The organism is Paracoccus sp. Arc7-R13 (genome assembly GCF_004010775.1).
GTDB lineage: Bacteria > Pseudomonadota > Alphaproteobacteria > Rhodobacterales > Rhodobacteraceae > Paracoccus > Paracoccus marcusii.
The window spans coordinates 2,764,814-2,783,766 of the sequence record NZ_CP034810.1 but is presented as its reverse complement, the minus strand read 5'-3'; the positions used below and the strand labels follow the sequence as shown (position 1 = coordinate 2,783,766).

The 18,953-nt window shown below is 66.9% G+C and carries 14 protein-coding genes and 1 tRNA gene; 12 read left to right on the top strand and 3 right to left on the bottom strand.

Annotated features, from left to right (window positions below; translation table 11 throughout):
- Positions 1–85: 85 nt before the first annotated feature.
- Positions 86–2,335 (top strand): methyl-accepting chemotaxis protein, encoded by a 2,250-nt coding sequence (locus EOJ32_RS13815; protein ID WP_127898954.1) that lies wholly within the window; start codon positions 86–88, stop codon positions 2,333–2,335.
- A 200-nt stretch (positions 2,336–2,535) separates the two neighbouring features.
- Complete coding sequence (locus EOJ32_RS13810; protein WP_045983577.1) at positions 2,536–3,537, top strand: TerC family protein; 1,002 nt, start codon at positions 2,536–2,538, stop codon at positions 3,535–3,537.
- Between the two features lie 1,412 nt (positions 3,538–4,949).
- Here EOJ32_RS13810 and EOJ32_RS13805 read toward each other — a convergent pair.
- The gene (locus EOJ32_RS13805) at positions 4,950–5,975 is read right to left on the bottom strand and encodes a tartrate dehydrogenase (RefSeq protein WP_127898953.1); all 1,026 of its coding nucleotides are present in this window, start codon (positions 5,973–5,975) and stop codon (positions 4,950–4,952) included.
- Positions 5,976–6,882: 907 nt separating this feature from the next.
- On the opposite strand from EOJ32_RS13805, the gene EOJ32_RS13800 reads away from it, so the two are divergent.
- From EOJ32_RS13800 to EOJ32_RS13760, 9 genes are all read left to right on the top strand, one after another.
- Positions 6,883–7,254: a hypothetical protein gene (locus EOJ32_RS13800; RefSeq protein ID WP_127898952.1), complete on the top strand. Its 372-nt coding sequence runs from the start codon at positions 6,883–6,885 to the stop codon at positions 7,252–7,254.
- Positions 7,251–10,073, top strand: a complete 2,823-nt coding sequence (locus EOJ32_RS13795) for a response regulator (protein ID WP_127898951.1) — start codon at positions 7,251–7,253, stop codon at positions 10,071–10,073. The genes EOJ32_RS13800 and EOJ32_RS13795 overlap by 4 nt, the downstream gene beginning before the upstream one ends.
- 2 nt (positions 10,074–10,075) lie before the next feature.
- A complete protein-coding gene (locus tag EOJ32_RS13790; RefSeq protein ID WP_205963151.1) occupies positions 10,076–11,050 on the top strand; it encodes a diguanylate cyclase in 975 nt (324 codons plus the stop codon).
- Between the two features lie 117 nt (positions 11,051–11,167).
- Entirely contained in the window at positions 11,168–12,766 is a 1,599-nt protein-coding gene (locus EOJ32_RS13785) for an ABC transporter substrate-binding protein (RefSeq protein ID WP_240542442.1), read from the top strand.
- Positions 12,767–13,837 (top strand): ABC transporter permease, encoded by a 1,071-nt coding sequence (locus EOJ32_RS13780; RefSeq protein WP_127898949.1) that lies wholly within the window; start codon positions 12,767–12,769, stop codon positions 13,835–13,837.
- Positions 13,834–14,742: a nickel transporter permease gene (gene nikC, locus EOJ32_RS13775; RefSeq protein ID WP_127898948.1), complete on the top strand. Its 909-nt coding sequence runs from the start codon at positions 13,834–13,836 to the stop codon at positions 14,740–14,742. Before EOJ32_RS13780 ends, nikC begins: the two co-directional genes overlap by 4 nt.
- Complete coding sequence (locus tag EOJ32_RS13770; RefSeq protein ID WP_046001011.1) at positions 14,739–15,593, top strand: ABC transporter ATP-binding protein; 855 nt, start codon at positions 14,739–14,741, stop codon at positions 15,591–15,593. Before nikC ends, EOJ32_RS13770 begins: the two co-directional genes overlap by 4 nt.
- 1 nt (position 15,594) lies before the next feature.
- Complete coding sequence (locus EOJ32_RS13765) at positions 15,595–16,356, top strand: ABC transporter ATP-binding protein (RefSeq protein ID WP_127898947.1); 762 nt, start codon at positions 15,595–15,597, stop codon at positions 16,354–16,356.
- On the top strand, positions 16,353–17,744 hold the full coding sequence (locus tag EOJ32_RS13760; protein WP_127898946.1) for a M20 family metallopeptidase: 1,392 nt from the start codon (positions 16,353–16,355) through the stop codon (positions 17,742–17,744). The genes EOJ32_RS13765 and EOJ32_RS13760 overlap by 4 nt, the downstream gene beginning before the upstream one ends.
- 169 nt (positions 17,745–17,913) lie before the next feature.
- On the opposite strand, the gene EOJ32_RS13755 is transcribed toward EOJ32_RS13760, so the two are convergent.
- A tRNA-Arg gene (locus tag EOJ32_RS13755) sits at positions 17,914–17,990 on the bottom strand.
- A 152-nt stretch (positions 17,991–18,142) separates the two neighbouring features.
- Here EOJ32_RS13755 and EOJ32_RS13750 point away from each other — a divergent pair.
- Positions 18,143–18,439, top strand: a complete 297-nt coding sequence (locus tag EOJ32_RS13750) for a hypothetical protein (RefSeq protein WP_045981641.1) — start codon at positions 18,143–18,145, stop codon at positions 18,437–18,439.
- A 51-nt stretch (positions 18,440–18,490) separates the two neighbouring features.
- Here the strand turns inward: EOJ32_RS13750 and EOJ32_RS13745 are convergent, their stop codons facing one another.
- Positions 18,491–18,952, bottom strand: coding sequence for a GNAT family N-acetyltransferase (locus EOJ32_RS13745; protein ID WP_046001007.1), 462 nt, complete (start codon positions 18,950–18,952; stop codon positions 18,491–18,493).
- Position 18,953: the final 1 nt, after the last annotated feature.

The following is an 18,953-nucleotide window of genomic DNA, read 5'->3' as shown; positions in this document are numbered from 1 at the left end:
GGCCCGGTAACGGATCGGAAACCTGTGGCTGCTATCCCGGCAAGACAGACCTCTTTCCCGACCAACCCCCAAGAGAGGGGCAAGCATGCCGTTCCGTTCCATCTCCATCCGCGCCAAGCTGGCCCTGTCCGCCGCCGCGCTGACCGCCTTTGCCATCGTCGCCGTGATCGCGCTGACGACAAGCCTGATGACGCGCGATTCGGCTCGCGAATCCGAGGCGCATGCCAGCGCGCTGATGACCGGCTATGCCGCGACCATCGCGCAGGAGGTCGCCAGCGTCATCGACACTGTCCGCACCGGCGTCGCCGGGATCGAGGGGGCGATCGCCGACGATCCCGCAAATCGCGACGCACTGGCGTCCATCGTCACGACGATCCTGCGCACGCGTCCCGATCTGGTCGGCATGACGCTGGCGCTGGAACCCGACGCGCTTGGGCCGGATGGCGCCCATCTGGGCAGCCCCTATGCGGATGCCGCCGGGCGGTTCGTGCCGTATTTCTTCTACGCCCCTGACGGAAGCATCGGCATCGAACAGTTGGACATGCGCCCCGAGGCCGGGACCGACAGCTGGTACGACCGGCCGCTGCGCGAGGATCGCAGCCTGATCACGCCGCCCTATCTGTACCCCGTGAACGGCGCCGAGGTCCTGATGACCACCGTCAGCGGCGTGGTCCGCGACGGCACGCGGCTGGTGGGCGTGCTGACCGGCGACGTATCGCTGGACCGGCTGTCGGCGCGGATCGAGGAGCTGCGTCCCTTTGGCGACGGTCGCGTGCGGCTGGTCAGCTCTGGGGGGCTGTGGATCGCGCATGAGGACCGCGCGCTGCTGGGCCAGCCGGTGCAGGCTGCGGACCAGGCGTTGATGGCGGCGGGACCGATGCACTACGCCGAAGTGGACGGGCAACAGTCGATGGTCCTGACAGGGTCTGTCGCCTTTCCCGGCATGGACGAAAGCTGGACCCTGATGATGCATGTGCCGCGCGCGACCGTGATGGCGCATGTCACCCAGACGCGCGACCGGGCAGTGCTGACCGCGGCGCTGATGCTGCTGGGAACGCTGGTCGTCGTCTGGTTCGGCGCGCAGATCATCTCTCGTCCGATCGAGGGGATGACGGCGGCGATGACCCGTCTGGCGGATGGTGATCTGGAGACGCCGGTCCCCCATGCCGGCCGTGGCGACGAGATTGGGGCGATGGCCGGGGCGATGCAGGTGTTCCGCGACCGGGCGCTGACTGCCCGGCGTCTGGAGGCCGAGGCCGAGGCCGCGCGCGACGCCCGCGACCGCGACGCCCGCGCCGAGGCCGAGCGTCAGGCCCGCGTCGTGCGCGAGATCGGCACCGGGCTGGACCGGCTGGCGGCTGGCGATATGACGCATCAGATCGCCAGCCCCGCGCATGATCCCTTTCCGCAGGGCTATGATTCGCTGCGCTTGGCGTTCAACGGTGTCGTTGGCGGCCTGTCGGACACGATCCGACGCATCACCGACGTCGCCAACCAGGTGCGCGGCGGCGCGGACGAGATCAACATGGCCGCCGGAGAGCTGTCCAGCCGCGCCGAGACCCAAGCCGCCACGCTGGAACAGTCCGCCGCGGCCCTGAACCAGATGAACGAGAGCCTGCGCCAGACCGCCGAACGCGCCCGAGAGGCGGAGCGCGCCAGCGGCCAGAACCGCGACATCGCCCGGACCAGCGCGGCCGTCGTGGCCGATGCGGTCACCGCCATGCAGGGCATCCAGCGGTCGTCGGAACAGATCACCCGCATCATCGGCGTCATCGACGACATCGCGTTCCAGACCAACCTGCTGGCCCTGAACGCGGGCGTCGAGGCCGCTCGTGCCGGAGAGGCGGGTCGCGGCTTTGCGGTTGTGGCCTCCGAGGTGCGGGGCCTTGCGCAGCGCGCGGCGGAATCCGCGCGCGAGGTGCGTGGCCTGATCTCGCAGAGCGCGGCGCAGGTCAGGACCGGGTCCGATCTTGTGGGCCGGACGGGCGACAGCCTGGGGGTCATCCTGCAGAAGGCGTCGGACGTGTCCGAACAGATCGCGGCCATCGCCCTGGCCACCGCCGAACAGTCCATCGGCCTGTCCGAGATCAACAGCGGCGTGAACCAGCTGGACCAGGTGACCCAGCAGAATGCCGCGGTGGCAGAACAGGCGACGGCGGCGTCCATGTCGCTGCGCCAGCAGGCCCAGGTCCTGTCGACCGAGATGGGGGCGTTCACCGTGACCGATCAGGCACCGCCCGCCCAACGCCCGTCGCTTGCACCGGACTTTGCGGTCGAGGCGCGTCCGATCCGGGTCGCGGCCCCGGCCGGTCGAGGGCAGATGCTGGAGTTCTAATGCCGCGCGACGCCGCCCGCATAAGCGCATGCTTGTGCGGGCGGCCAATTCGTGGTACACGCCGCCCTGCGGACCGGGCCCCTCTGGCAGCATGATCGTCACGATCGGCTGCGATGTCGGACCGCATCGAGCGTGCTCGGTGCATCGGTGGCCCTTCCGTCGTCCCTTGCCCCGCACATTTTCAGTCTTGCGAGGGCATCGTGGAACTTCTTCTAAGCGAATTCTTGGGCAAGCCCATCTGGATGTGGCTGCTTTTCATGGGGCTGGTCATCGCCCTGCTGGTATTCGACCTGGGGGTCCTGAACAAGGACGACCATGAGATCGGGATCGCCGAAAGCCTCAAGCTGTCGGCCATGTACATCACCTTGGGCATCGCCTTTTCGGGCTTCATCTACTGGACGATGGGCGGGGAGGCCACGGCGCAGTACCTGACCGCCTTCATCGTTGAGAAGACATTGGCGATGGACAACATCTTCGTCATCGCGCTGATCTTCAGCTTTTTCGCGATTCCGCGCGAATACCAGCACCGCGTGCTGTTCTGGGGCATCTTGGGAGTGATCCTGCTGCGCGGCATCATGATCGGCCTGGGCGCGACCATCGTCGAGAACTATCACTGGGTCCTGTACCTGTTCGCGGCCTTCCTGATCTTCACCGGCATCAAGATGCTGTTTGCCAGCGACGATCACACGGACATGGCCGACAACAAGGCGCTGAACTGGCTGCGCCGCCGCATGCGCGTCACGGACGAGCTTCACGGCCATGCCTTCACGGTCAAGATTCCTGATCCCAAGACCGGCAAGCTGGTCCGCTGGGCCACGCCCCTGCTGCTGGCGCTGATCGTGATCGAGATCGCGGACCTTGTCTTTGCCGTCGACTCGGTTCCCGCGGTGTTCACCATCACCACGGACCCGTACCTGGTCTACACCTCGAACATCTTCGCGATCCTGGGCCTGCGGGCGCTTTACTTCGCGTTGGCCGCGATCCTGCACCGCTTCGCCTATCTGAAATACGCGCTGTCGATCCTGCTGATCTTCATCGGTTCCAAGATCTTCATCGCGGACCTGATGGGCTGGGAGAAGTTCCCGCCGTCCTGGTCGCTTGGGATCACGTTCTTCATCCTGACGGTGGGCGTGGTCGTGTCGCTGGCCAAGACCCGCGGCCAGTCTCCCGAACCGCTGCCCTTCGGCGAGAACCGGAACTGACCCGGACCATCTGCTTTTCGCGTCGGCGCCCGAAAGGCCGCCGGCGCAAGTTCCGCTGTTCCCATAGCGTGATGACGAAACATTCCGAACGCGCACAGTGACCTGTCTTGGACGCAGAGAAGGCGCGCATGGGTGATCGTACCATGTAGTCTAATCGTCAAGATTACCGAGCCGGGAAAAAATTTCATCCCGCCGTCATTAGGCAGTAATTTCAGATCGCCTTTAATCGGTCGCATCGGTTCCGAGCATGATGATCGGCTTCGTCCCTGGTCCAGGCTTCATTCTCGGCGTCAAAGTAAGTCGTACTCGTGACGCTATCGGGCGACATCCGAGTTCCGACAAGTCAGTGTCCTCTCGCGATTCCGTAGCTGGACGCCAGCAAGACCGCGGGGTGAATATGGATGCTGCGGCACAATTCTATGATAACCGGTGACGGCATCATGGGATAAGACACGTTTCCAGCGGTGCTTTTTCCTGTTCCGCTTTTTATAAATTCGGCCCTTCTGTCGGTTTTGCGGGGGAGGGGAGGAACGCGCGGACCATGCAGAAATTTGCTGGTTAGGCCTACAGAGCATGCTATCCAAAAAAGTGATATGCATGCATGTAGCGTCGTTAGGACGGCTACGCTGCCATGGTCTCCGTGCAACTGATTAGTCTCGCCTCGACAAGAACGTGGATGCTTTCTCCGCCGAGAGGCGTAGGAATGAAGGCATCCGTTGATCGTTCACCACCGTGCCTTTACACAGGTCAATCCGACGAAGGCGGTTTATTGGCTGCATACTGTCGGCCCGAATGACGGCAAGGCCCTCTGGCAGGTTTGTCACGACGTGCGACGACGCCGGACGTCGTGTTCCGTCGTTTCACCAAAAGCACAATTACAACTGCCATAATGTCCGTTTGTCAGGGCAGCATACTGTCCAACATTATCGACGCACGACCGGAGCAATCTTGTCGATCATCACGTTGGTCAACGGTCCTACTGTGAATCCGCGCTTAGCCGTAGTACCGTGGCTGGACGGAACTGGCTATCCGTCGATGGGTCACCTCAGCGAACCAAGGCGTGAGATTAGCATCAACAGCAATCCAGACCCGGAATTCAGATGATGACTTGCTCTTCTGCAGCGCCAGAATCCGCGCAGGGCGCCTAGGAATTACCGGTACAATGTCTTGCGAAAGCCTCTGCAGAACGGTGAGTTGCATAAATATGCGACTGCTGGCACGGGCGGCACCAGTCATCGTCGTTCAACCATGGACGGTTCGATAACCGCGACTGTGCCCAAGGAATGCTCGGTGCAAGGTCAGGACCTTCTGTGGCGCTGGTATCGGCACCGACCCACGCATCTGTCAGCGCTCGCCGGAGCGCCGGGTTTGGGTCGGTAGAGACCGACGGGGAGCGCGGGTCGGTGCAGTCCTTACAGCTGCGCCAGAACGGCAGTGGTGATGGCGTCGGTGGTGTCGCGGCCCGGGTGGGTGCCGATGCCGCGGGCGGTGGCGGCCTCCAGTGCGGCCATGATGCGGGCGGCGGGGGCCGTCTGGCCCAGGTGGTCCAGCATCATCGCCGCCGACCAGAACGCCGCCATCGGGTTGGCGATGCCCTGATCCGCGATGTCGGGGGCCGAGCCGTGGACCGGTTCAAACATCGACGGGTTGCGGCGCGTCGGGTCGATGTTGGCCGAGGCCGCAAAGCCCAGGCCCCCCTGGATGGCCGCGCCCAGATCGGTCAGGATGTCGCCGAAGAGGTTCGAGGCCACGACCACGTCCAGGCTCTCGGGGGCCATGACCATCCGCGCGCACATTGCGTCGATGTGGTAGCGGGTGACAGCGACGTCCGGGTATTCGGCGGCCAGTTCGTCGGTGACCTCGTCCCAGAAGACCATGCTGTGGCGCTGTGCGTTCGACTTGGTGACCGAGGCCAGCTTGCCCCGCCGCGCCTGCGCCTGTTCGAAGCCGAAGCGCAGGATGCGTTCAACGCCCGTGCGGGTGAAGATCGAGGTCTCGACCGCGACTTCGTCCAGGGTGCCCTGGTGGACGCGGCCGCCAGCGCCGGAATATTCGCCTTCGGTGTTCTCGCGGATGCAGAGGATGTCGAAATCGCGGGTCTTCAGCGGACCCTCGACGCCGGGCAGCAGCCGGTGCGGGCGGATGTTGGCGTATTGGACGAAGGCCTTGCGGATGGGCAGCAGCAGCCCGTGCAGCGACACGGCATCTGGCACGCGGGCGGGCCAGCCGACCGCGCCCAGGAAGATGGCGTCGAAGCCGCGCAAGGTCTCGATCCCGTCCTCGGGCATCATGCGGCCGTGCTGCAGGTAATGATCGCAGGACCAGGGAAAGCTCTCGGTCGCGATGTCGGCGCCGCTGGCCTCCATGACGCGCAGGGCGGCCTCGGTCACGGGAATGCCGATGCCGTCTCCGGGGATCAGGGCGATGCGGTGGGTCATGGAAGGCTCCTCAGATTTCATTCAACACGGTCTTGTGTTGGCCGCGTTCGCGACAGGCCGTGCAGCCCGGATCGCTGCCGATGCCCAGTTACCCGCAGTCCCGACCGGCAGGGCATGATCGCACCAGCGACCATGGCGGTTGATCCGGACCGTGCCTGTCCGGAGCCGCCGCATGGCCGGTGACGGGGCGCGTGTAACGTGCCGGCGCAGGGACCCTAGGTCGGATAGGCCGACAGGTCCATGGCCTGACCCGCGTTGTCAAAGCTGCACGGCGTCGAAAGCCCTCTTCCAGATGAAGTGCCAGTCAGGCGCCGCATTCGACCGGAATGCCTGGGACGCGGAGATGTCCGGGGCTGTACATCCTTGATTGCCCGACCACCGCCTAAGCGGAGCACCGCGCGTGGATTCCGCAGTCATCGTCACGGAAAGCGATGGGCGGGGCAGCACTGTCACTTATGGTATCCGGTGGAGGGAGTACGGGGCACGAGCAGCACGCAGGAAGCGAGGGCCGGTCGATCACACGACCCCGCGGGTGGGCGATGCTTTTGAGATCACAGACGTCAAGATGCAGCGACGATCGACTGGCCTGCCGCCACTGCCCCATCTCAGAATAGGGAAATACACGCGTGCGGGGCGACTGATCGGGTTGGTCCCATGATTTTTAGGCAGCCATGGCAGCGCCGGGCGGGGACGGGGTTCGACGGCCCGTCTGCGAAGGCCGTTGCACGCGGATTGCGTCCCGCGGTGGCCGGGGGCTGCGCGCCCCCGGACCCCCCGTGGGTGCACGGTGACGCCGGTGGTTCCGTATGAACCGCATCGTTTTGGACATTCTTGCATTCGACCGGTCTGCGGACGGACGACGCGTTGCGGGATATTGTGCACTTCAAGGATAGGGCAGGAGCACATCGTGACATCTGGAACCGGTGCCGACATGACGGCGCCCGAAACCGAGGGGGGTGCGTTGGGCGCGCTTTTGCCGGCGCTGGCGCTGGCGCTGGCGGGGCTGGTCGCGCTAGCGGGCCATGCATTGACCCGCCCGGGCGCGCCGGGACAGTTCCTTGTCATGACCCGTCCCGGCCTGCATCGGGCGCAGGTTCTGGACCTGGTCCATGCCGCCGGGGGCGGGGTGATCGCCTTTGGCGCGCTGCCTGGCCTGTCGATCGTGCTGTCGGGCGACGAGGGGTTCGAGGACCGCGTCCGCCAGCGGGGTGCATGGCTGGTGCTGCCCGCGCCGGGATCTTTGGGATGCGTCGCGTCGGACGCGGAGGGGGCACGATGAACGTCGAACTGAACGCGCTGCGGGCGCGCTATGGCCGGATGCTGGTCACGCTGTTCTGGGCGCATGTCCCGGTGATCGGCCTGGCCGCGGCGTGGGTGGGCAGCATGTCACCGCTTACGGCGATGGCGCTGGGCGGGGGGCTTGCCGCGCTTTACCACCTGCTGTGGAGGCTGCGCCGCACCCGGCCGGTGACGCGCAACATCGCCGCCGTGGCCCTGGTGGGCGAGCCTGCGCTGTTCCTGCTGGCGTTCGAGGGGCACGCCTGGCAGATGGACATGCACATGTACTTCTATGCCGTGCTGGCGCTGAACCTGGCATGGTTCGACCGGTCGGCCCTGATCATGTCGGCGGCAGCGATCACCGTGCATCATCTGGTGCTGTTCTATCTGCTGCCGAATGCCGTGTTCTCGACCGACGGCGACGTGGCGCGGGTGCTGCTGCACGGGGCCATCGTGGCGTTTCAGACCGCTGTTCTGGTCTGGGTCAGCGACAAGGTCGTCCAGTCCTTCGACCGCATCGGCAAAATGAGCGACGAGATCGTGGCAAAAAGCGCCGCGCTGGAGGAACGCACCCGCGAAGCCGAGGAGGCGAACCGCACAAAGAGCATGTTTCTGGCCAACATGAGCCACGAGATCCGCACCCCCATCAACGCCATCCTGGGCTTTTGCCACCTGGTCCAGCGAACCACGCTGGAACCGCGCCAGCGCGAGCATGTCAGCCGGATCAGCACCGCGGGGGGCGTCCTGTTGCGTCTGATCAACGACCTGCTGGACTTTTCCAAGAACGAGGCGGGGGCGCTGACCCTTGAGGTGCGGCCCTTCGACCTGCGCTCGGCGATGTCATGCCAGGTCCAGATGGTGGCCGACACCATGGCCGCCCGCCGCCTGACCTTGCGCCAGGAGATTGACGAACGCCTGCCCGAGATGCTGGTCGGGGACGAGCTGCGCCTGAACCAGGTGCTGCTGAACCTGTTGAGCAACGCCACCAAGTTCAGCGAGGATGGGGAGATCGTGCTGACCGCCCGCCTGGTCGAACGGCAGGACGACCAGGCCCGGGTCGAGATCTCGGTCAGCGATTGCGGCATCGGCATGACGCCCGACCAGGTAGGCCGGCTGTTCACGCCGTTCACGCAGGCCGACAGCTCGACCACGCGGCGGTTCGGGGGGACGGGGCTGGGGCTGGCGATCTGCAAGCAGATCGTCCAGCAGATGGACGGCTGGATCCGCGCGGAGAGCGTGCCGGGGCAGGGCAGCCGGTTCACCTTCTCGCTGTGCCTGGGGATCGGACAGGTGGACGCCGCCGAGGCGATCCTGCCCTGCAGCGCGATCCGCGCCCTGCGCATCCTGATCGCGGATGACAGCCCCATCGCGCTGAAGATGCTGGAGGCGATCTTTGCCCGCTGGCAGATCCGGGTGATCCTGGCGCCCTCGGGCCGCGCGGCGCTGGACATGGTGCAGGCGGCGGATCAGCGGGGGCATCCCTATGACCTGGTGATCCTGGACTGGAAGATGCCCGATCTGGACGGGCTGCAGACGCTGCGCGCGCTGCGGCGGGTGGATCTACGGCGGATGCCCGCCACGATGGTGATGACCGCGCACGGCGTCGACGCCGTCATGGCCGAGGCCGGCGGAGAGACGATCGACCTGTTCCTGGCCAAGCCCATCAACGCGCGCAACCTGCTGGATGCGCTCAAGCAGCTGCCCGGGCTGGCCGAACGCCATGTCCCCAAGGTCGCGCCCGACCTGCCCGCCGCCCCCGTGCTGCCCGAGGCGATGCGCGGTCAACGCGTGCTGCTGGTCGAGGACAATCCGATCAACCAGGAGATCGCGGTCGCGCTTTTGGGCGATGCGGGCCTGCTGGTCGATTGCGCCGAGAACGGGCTTGTCGCCTGCCGGATGGTCGAGGCCGGTGCGGCGGGCTATGCCGCCGTGCTGATGGACATGCAGATGCCGGAGATGGACGGGCTGACCGCCACGCGGCAGATCCGCCTGACGCACACGGCCGAGGCCCTGCCCATCATCGCGCTGACCGCGCATGCCTATGACGACGAACGCCGCGCCTGCATGCAGGCGGGGATGTGCGATCACGTGACCAAGCCCGTCGATCCCGCGCGCCTGATCGCGGTGCTGGCACGGCACATGCGGATCGTGCCCACCGCCGCCGCCCCGGCCCCGCGGGCCGAGGGGGTTGGCGCCGCGGACCTGCCCGACCACCTGCCGCCCTTCGACATCCCCGCCGCGCTGGCGCGGGTGAACGGCAAGCGGCCGCTGCTGCGCCGCCTGATCCTGTCCTTTGCCGAAGGGAACCGCGATGCTGTCGCGCAGATCGCACAGCTGATCGCCGACGGACGACGCCAGGACGCGCATCGCGCCGCCCATACCCTGAAGGGGGTCGCGGCCTCGCTGGAGCTGCCCCGGATCGCGGCCCTTGCCAGGCAGATCGAGGCGTTTCTGCAGGCCGATGACACGACCGGCATCGACGCGCTGTTGGCGCAGCTGTCCGGCCCGCTGGCTGCAGCGATCGCCGCCGCCGACAGCCTGACGGCGGCGGCGGGCACGTCCCACGCGGCCGCGTCGCCGCCCACCCCGGCCGGCGACAGCGCGCGGATCGCCCAGCTGCGCGGCCATCTGCGCGACCAGGTCCGCCGTCGCAGCATGGCCGCCCGTGCCAGCTTTGACGCGCTGGCCGAGGCGCTGCAGCTGGACCGCATGGCGATGGACGACCATCCCGTGCGCCGCGCGCTGCTGCGGCTGGATTATGCCGCGGCGGATGCGCTGCTGAACCGCCCCCACCCCGACACCGGTCAACCAGGGATATGAACATGGACAACCGCCCCGTCATCCTTGTGATCGACGACGAACCCGCCAACATCGAGATCGTCACCGCCGTGCTGGAGGACGAATACGAGATCTGCTTTGCCCTGTCCGGCGAACAGGCCGTGCAGGTGGCCCGCGAAAGCAGGCCGGACCTGATCCTGCTGGACGTGGTGATGCCCGGCATGGACGGCTATCAGCTGTGCCGCATCTTCAAGGCCGACCCGCTGCTCAGCGACATTCCGGTGATCTTCGCCACCGCCCTGGGCGATGACGAGGCCGAGTTGCGCGGGTTGGCGGTCGGTGCGATCGACTATGTCACCAAGCCGGTCCGCCCGGCCGCCCTGCAGCGGCGCGTGCGCAACCACGTCCAGATGAAGCGGATGCGCGACCAGTTGACCGAACAGGCGCTGCGCGATCCGCTGACGGGGCTGGCCAACCGGCGCATGCTGGAACGCCGCCTGCAGGCGGAGCTGCACCGGCAGGCGCGCGACGGCGGTCTGATCGCGGTGCTGATGCTGGATATCGATCACTTCAAGGGCTTCAACGACAGCTATGGCCACCCCGAGGGGGACATCTGCCTCAAGGCCGTGTCGCAGGCGCTGGCGCAGTCGATCCGCCGGTCGGGCGACCTGTGCGCGCGCTACGGCGGCGAGGAGTTCGCCTGCATCCTGCCCGGCACCGACCTGGACGGCGCCCTTCACCTGGCCGAGACGATGCGCGCCGGTGTCGAGGCGCTGGCCATCCCGCACCGCGCGTCGCAGGTGGGGCAGGTGGTGACGATCAGCATCGGCGTGGCGTCGGGGCGTTGCGACATGGGCAGCGACAACGCCTTCTGGCTGACCGGGGCCGACCGGATGCTGTATCGCAGCAAGCTGGCCGGGCGGAACCGCGTCAGCGGGCAGGTGATGAGCGCCGATCACCCGCTGCGCGACGCGTCCGCGCTGGACGGGCCGGTCGTCGGGGATGTCAGGGCGGGCTAGGCCCTTCCCGTCGGGCAGGCCGTCAGATTGGCATTGAATGCCGGACGGGCCTGCGGCAGGCTGCATGACATGCAACCCCGCGACACAGCGGGGGCCGATCACCGACAGGAACCTCACATGACATATCCCCTGACCATGCGCGCCATGCTTCTGGCCTCGGCGCTGGCGCTTGCACCCGCGGCCTGGGCCGAGACGCCGGCCGACACCCTGGTCGTGGCCCACACGATCGACGACATCATCAGCCTGGACCCGGCGGTAAGCTTCGAATTCGCGGGCAACGACGTCAACAACAACACCTATGACCGGCTGGTCGATTTCAATCCGCTGGACCCGGACGCGGGCTTCCAGCCCAGCCTTGCGACCGAATGGGCGGTGTCCGAGGACGGCCTGTCCATCACCTTCACGCTGCGCGAGGATGCGACCTTCCATTCCGGCAACCCCGTGCGCGCCGCGGACGCCGCCTGGTCGCTGCAGCGCGCGGTCAAGCTGGACAAGACCCCGGCCTTCATCCTGACCCAGTTCGGCTTTACCGCCGACAACGTCGATCAGATGATCACCGCCGACGGCAACACGCTGACGCTGACGATGGACAAGCCCTATGCGCCGACCTTCGTGCTGAACTGCCTGACCGCCAACATCGCCAGCGTGGTCGACATGAAGACCGTCATGGCCAACGAGGTCGACGGCGACATGGGCAATGCCTGGCTGAACACGAACGAGGCCGGGTCGGGCGCCTATGTGCTGTCGGCCTGGCGTCCGAACGAGGCGGTGCAGCTGACCGCCTATGAGGAATACTGGCAGGGCGCCCCCGAGATGAAGCGCGTGATCGTGCGCAACGTCGCCGAATCCAGCGCGCAACGGCTGCTGCTGGAGCAGGGCGACATCGACGTGGCGCGCAACCTGACGCCGACGGACGTGGAATCCATCGCCGCGGTCGAGGGCGTGACCATCCAGGACGAGCCGCGCGGCCGTATCCTCTACATGGGCCTGAACCAGAAGGACGAACTGCTGTCGAACCCCGCCGTTGTCGAGGCGATGAAGCACCTCGTCGATTACGAGGGCATCACCGGCAGCTTCCTGAAGGGTCAGTTCGTCACCCACCAGACCTTCCTGCCCCAGGGCTATTTGGGCGTGCTGGACGAGCAATCCTGGACCTATGACGTGGAGAAGGCCCGCCAGATCCTGACCGATGCGGGGATCGAGGGCGGCACCATCACCACCCGCGTGCGCGACCTGCGCGAATACGTGGACGTGGCCCAGACCCTGCAGGCGTCGATGGCCCAGGTCGGCCTGACCCTGGAGATCGAGCAGATGACCGGCGCGCAGGTGCTGGACGCCTATCGCGCCCGCGAGGTTCCGATCTTCCTGGGCGAATGGGGGCCGGATTACTCGGACCCGAACACTAATGCCGCGACCTTCGCCTATAACCCCGACAACAGCGACGAGGCGGCGGCCGTGGGCCTGCTGGCCTGGCGCAACGCCTATGAGGTGCCGGCCGAGATGAACGAGGCCACTGTCGCAGCCACCCTGGAGCAGGACGCCGACGCCCGCGCCGCGATGTACCAGGACATCCAGCGCCAGTACCAGGCCGAGGCCCCGATCGTGCCGCTGTTCCAGCGCATCGAACAGGTCGGCCTGCGCGACGGCGTCCAGAACTGGTGGAGCGGCGGCGCCATTTCGTCGGTCATGTATCGTCAGGTGACGAAGAGCGAATAAATGGCCCCGACCGATCCGACCGGCGCCGCGACCGCACCGTCGCGGCGCCGCGCCCTGACCCGCAGGCGCGTGCGCAGCGTGGCGGGGACCGTCCTGTCGCTGGCGCTGACGCTCTTGGGGCTGCTGCTGGTCACCTTCATCATCGGGCGGGTCATGCCGATCGACCCGGTGCTGAAGGTGGTGGGCGACCGCGCCACCCAGGCCCAGTACGACGCCGCCTATGTGGCGATGGGTCTGGATCAGCCGCTGATCGTGCAGTTCCTGTCCTATGTGGGCGACGTGCTGCGCGGCGATTTCGGGCGCTCCATCTCCACCGGGCAGCCGGTGGCACAGGACATCGCCCGCGTCTTTCCCGCGACCTTCGAACTGGCGGCCCTGGGGACATTCATCGGCGTCGTGATCGGCGTGCCCCTGGGCGTGATCGCGGCGGCGCGGCGCGGCGGCGTCATCGACCAGGTTGCCCGCGTCGTAGCGCTGGTTGGCTATTCGATGCCGATCTTCTGGCTGGGACTGATGGGCCTGTTGATCTTCTATGGCATGCTGGGTTGGGTCGGGGGGCCGGGGCGGCAGGGGATCATCTATGACGGGATGGTGCCGAACGTGACCGGCATGATCCTGGTCGACAGCCTGATCGCCGGGGACTGGGCCGCATTCCGCGACGCGTTCTCTCACATCATCCTGCCGGCCAGCCTGCTGGGCTATTATTCGCTGGCCTATATCAGCCGCATGACGCGCAGCTTCATGCTGGAACAGCTGTCGGCGGAATACATCACCACCGCCCGGGTCAAGGGCCTGTCCGAACGCGCCGTCATCTGGGGCCACGCCTTCCGCAACATCGCGATCCCGCTGGTGACGGTCATCGCGCTGTCCTTCGGCTCTCTGCTGGAAGGGTCGGTCCTGACCGAGATCATCTTCACCTGGCCGGGCCTGGGCAGCTATATCACCCGCGGCCTTTTGTCGGGCGACATGAACGCGGTGCTGGGCGGAACGGTGGTCGTGGGCGTGTGCTTCGTCGTGCTGAACCTGTTCAGCGACATCCTGTACCGTTTCCTGGATCCGAGGTCGACATGAGCGCCATGACACGCCGCGATTGGTTGCTGTCCGACGCGCCCCAGACCCGCCGCCAGGCGCGGCTTGGCGCGATCTATCAGGGCTGGCTGACCTTCCGCGCCAACAAGCTGGCGATGGTCGGGCTGATCATCCTGGTGCTGCTGATCGGCATGGCGATCCTGGCACCCTGGATCGCGCCGCAGGACCCCTATGCCCAGAACCTGGCCGACCGGCTGCAGCCGCCGTCGGCCACGCATTGGCTGGGCACCGACGCCTTGGGGCGCGACATCCTCTCGCGGCTGATCCACGGCTCGCGTATCACGCTGTTCATCGTGGGCACGGTCGCGCTGATCGCGCCGGTCATCGGGCTGCTGATCGGCACGGTGGCGGGGTTCGCCGGGGGCTGGGTGGACCAAGTGCTGATGCGGGTGACCGACATTTTCCTGGCCTTCCCCAAGCTGATCCTGGCGCTGGCCTTCGTCGCGGCCCTGGGGCCCAGCATCGGCAACGCGGTGCTGGCGTTGGCGCTGACCGCCTGGCCGCCCTATGCGCGCCTGGCGCGGGCCGAGACGCTGACCATCCGCAACGCCGACTTCATCGCCGCCGCGCGCCTGCAGGGGGCGGGGCGGCTGCGCCTGCTGATCCGCCACATCTGGCCCCTGTGCCTGTCGTCGCTGATCGTGCGGGTGGCGCTGGACATGGCTGGGATCATCCTGTCGGCGGCGGGCCTGGGCTTTCTGGGCCTCGGCGCACAGCCGCCGCTGCCCGAATGGGGTGCGATGATCTCGGGCGGGCGGGGCTATATCCTGGATTTCTGGTGGGTCGCCGCCATGCCGGGCATCGCGATCTTCCTGGTGTCGATGGCCTTCAACCTGCTGGGTGACGGGCTGCGCGACGTGCTGGACCCCAAGGGAGACAAGTCGTGACCGAACCTCTTCTGTCCGTGCGCGACCTGCGCGTCACCTTCCCGACCCGGCAGGGCGAGTTTCAGGCCGTGCGCGGCATCGATTTCGACCTTGGCCGCGAACGCCTTGGCGTCGTGGGCGAAAGCGGGTCGGGCAAGTCCATGACCGGCCGCGCGATCCTGGGCCTGGTGCGTCCGCCCGGCCGGGTCGAGGCCGCCCGGATGGAGCTGGAGGGCCAGTCCATCCTGAACCTGCCCGACCGGCAGATGCGCAGCGTCCGCGGCGGGCGCATCAGCATGGTCATGCAGGACCCCAAGTTCAGCCTGAACCCGGTGATGACCGTGGGCCAGCAGATCATCGAGGCCTATCGCCTGCACGCCCGCGCGCCCCGCGCCGCCGCCCGCGCGAAGGCCCTGGAGATGCTTGAGGCCGTGCAGATCCGCGACCCCGAACGCGTCATGGACAGCTATCCCCACGAGGTGTCGGGCGGCATGGGTCAGCGCATCATGATCGCCATGATGCTGGCCCCCGACCCGCAGATCCTGATCGCGGACGAACCGACCAGCGCGTTGGACGTGTCGGTCCGGACCGAGGTGCTGCACATCATGGACCGGCTGGTCCGCGACCGGGGCATGGGACTGATCTTCATCAGCCACGACCTGAACCTGGTGGCGCAGTTCTGCGACCGCGTGCTGATCATGTATGCCGGCCGCGTGGTCGAGACGCTGCCCGCCCGCGACCTGCACCGGGCGCAGCACCCCTATACCCGCGGGCTTCTGGACAGCCTGCCGCGGCTGGACGCGCCGGTGTCGCGCCTGTCGGTCCTCCAGCGCCAGGACAGCTGGCGCGACCCCGTCGTGAAAGGCCCCTGAGATGCTGAGCGTTGCCGATCTGACCGTTTGGTTCGGGCAGGAGCCCGACCGCGTCACCGCCGTCCACGATGCGGCCTTCGACGTGGCGCAGGGCGAAAGCTTTGGCCTGGTCGGCGAAAGCGGTTCGGGCAAGTCGACCATCCTGCGCGCCATCGCAGGTCTGATCCCCGGCTGGTCCGGCCGGATCGCGGTCGACGGTCAGGCTCAGAAGGGAGAGCGGCGCGACCGGGCGTTCTTTCGCACCGTCCAGATGGTGTTCCAGGACCCCTATGCCAGCCTGCATCCGCGCCATTCCGTCGATGCCGTCCTGGCGGAAACCCTGCGTCTGCAGGGCATGGACCGGATCGACCAGCGCATCGTCAAGCTGCTGGACGACGTGGGTCTGGGCCGGGGGTTCCGCTTCCGCTATCCGCACCAGCTGTCCGGGGGACAGCGTCAGCGCGTGGCGATCGCCCGCGCCTTGGCGGCGGAGCCGCGCCTGTTGCTGCTGGACGAGCCGACCAGCGCGCTGGACGTCAGCGTCCAGGCCGAGATCTTGAACCTGCTGGCCGATCTGCGCGACGAACACGGGCTGACCTATCTGATGGTCAGCCACGACCTGTCGGTGATCGCCCATATGTGCGACCGGCTGGCCGTGATGCAGCGCGGCCGCATCGTCGAGATCCTGCCGGCGTCCCATCTGCGGGCGGGGCAGGGCGCCCAGCCCTATACCACCCACCTGATCGAGGCGTCCGCCGGATACCGCCCGGAGGTTCGCCCATGACCGATGCGCGACAGGATGCGGTCGCCCGCGCCGAAGGCTATTTCGACCAGGGCGGATTCCAGGCCGATCTGGCGGCCCTGGTGGCGCATCCGACCGAAAGCCAGAACCCGACGCAGCGGTCCCATCTGGACCGCTATCTGACCGAGGCGATGATACCGCGCCTGTCCGGTCTGGGTTTCGCCACGCGGGTGCTGGACAACCCCGACCCGCGCGGCGGCCCCCTGCTGATCGCGGAACGGATCGAGGATCCGGCCCTGACCACGGTCCTGACCTATGGTCATGGCGACGTGGTCCGCGCCCAGACCGACCAGTGGCGCGACGGGCTGTCGCCATTTGTCCTGACCGCCGAGGGTGACCGCCTGTATGGCCGTGGCGCGGCCGACAACAAGGGGCAGCACCTGATCAACCTGGCCGCGCTGCAGGCGGTCATCGATACGCGCGGGCATCTGGGCTCCAACATGCGGATCATCTTCGAGATGTCCGAGGAGACCGGATCGCCCGGCCTGGCCCAGGTCTGCCGGGATCATGCCGATGCGCTGGCGGCCGATGTGCTGATCGCGTCCGACGGCCCGCGCCTGCAGTCCGACGTGCCGACGCTGTTCATGGGATCGCGCGCCGCGCTGGCCTTTGACCTGGTGCTGGAGCTGCGGCCGGGGGCGCATCATTCGGGCAACTGGGGCGGTCTTCTGGCCGATCCGGCGATGATCCTTGCCCATGCGCTGGCCACGATCTGCGACGGGCGCGGCCAGATCCAGGTCCCGGAATGGCGCCCCGACAGCCTAACGCCCGCGCTGCGAGACGCCCTGCGCGACCTGCCGGTGATCGAGGCGGGCGGCCCCCAGGTCGATGCCGACTGGGGAGAGGTCGGGCTGACACCCACCGAACGCGCCTTTGGGTGGAACAGTTTTGCGGTGCTGGCGATGACCGCCGGTGTGCCCGACGCACCCGTGAACGCCATCGCGGGCCGCGCGCGGGCGACCTGCCAGCTGCGCTATGTCGTGGGGACCGATCCGGACGACATCCTGCCGGCGCTGCGTCGCCACCTGGACCGCCACGGCCATCACGCGGTGCGCATCGTGCCGCGGGACGGCGATCCCGCCCATGCCACGCGGCTGATGCCCGACCATGACTGGGTGCGCCGGGTCGCGGGGTCGGTCCGGCGGACGACCGGGCAGGACCCGCATCTGCTGCCGAACCTGGCCGGATCGCTGCCCAACGAATGTTTTGCGGAAATCCTGGGCCTGCCGACGATCTGGGTGCCCCATTCCTATCGCGGCTGCTGTCAGCACGCGCCCGACGAACATGCGTTGCAAAGCCTGTCGCGACAGGCGCTGGCGATCATGGCGGGGCTGTGGTGGGATCTGGGGACGCCCGCGGATGGCACTTGACCGCAGGGGTGACAGATCGGCCGGGCGTCTGAACTCTTTAAACCAACCACCAAGGACGCCCGGCCGATAAGCCTCTTTTGTCTGAAGTCTGCGGCGGCGTCATCCTGTCCTTATGGACAGGAGAAGATGCACCGATTGGTGCGGTAAGGGTCTGAGCTAAAACGGAAAATGGCGACCCCGGCAGGATTCGAACCTGCAACCTATTGATTAGAAGTCAATTGCTCTATCCAGTTGAGCTACGGGGCCCGCGGGCTGGCCTTTCTTAGCGGCAGGCGCATCGGCAATCCAGACATAATCGCCCCGGCAAGCACGAACTTGTGCGCAGGGCCATCCCATGACGATGGAACGGCGCCCGCTGGGCCGGTGTTGATGTGCCACACCACCTGAAGGAGGTCGACATGGACCACGCAAATCACACGCGACTGACCCACGACGAACTGACCGAGGCCGTTCTGGACGGCGCCACCGTCTATGGCCCGGGCGACGAAACCGTCGGCAGCGTGTCGCACACGCACGGCATGGGAGCATCGGCCAAGGTCGTTCTGGACGTCGGCGGGTTCCTGGGCATCGGCGCCAAGCCGGTCATGGTTCCGGCGACCGACCTGGACTTCATGCGCGACGAAAGCGGCACCGTGCATGCCCGGACCAACTGGACCAAGGATGATCTGAAGGCTCTGCCCACGCACGAGCACTGAATGATCGACAGGAAGACGACGGCGCGCATCGCAAGATGCGCGCCGTTTGCATTACAACATCAGCGTCATGAAGACCGAATGCGGGTCGGCGCGATAGCTGCCAAAGGGCGGGCACTCCGTGAACCCCTCGCGGGCGTAGAGGCCGCGCGCCGCGACAAATCCCGGCTGCACGCCGGTTTCCAGCGACAGCTTGGCATAGCCCGCGTTCCGCGCGTGACCCAGCATGTGCCGCAGCAGCATCCGCGAGACACCCCGCCCGCGCTGTTCGGACAGCACGTGCATGGATTTAAGCTCTCCCTCGGATGCGCCCAGATCCTTGATGGCGCCCATGGCGACAGGTTGGCCCGCGTCGCGCACCACGAAAAAAGCGATGGCGGGGTTCTCCAATGCCTCCTTGGGCATCATGTGAATCGATCCCGGCGGGGTATCGGCATGCATCTCGGCGGTGTGGCGTTGGAACAGCAGGTCCAGGTCGGGCCCAAGCGGGCTTTCCAGGTCGATCGTCAGCGTCATG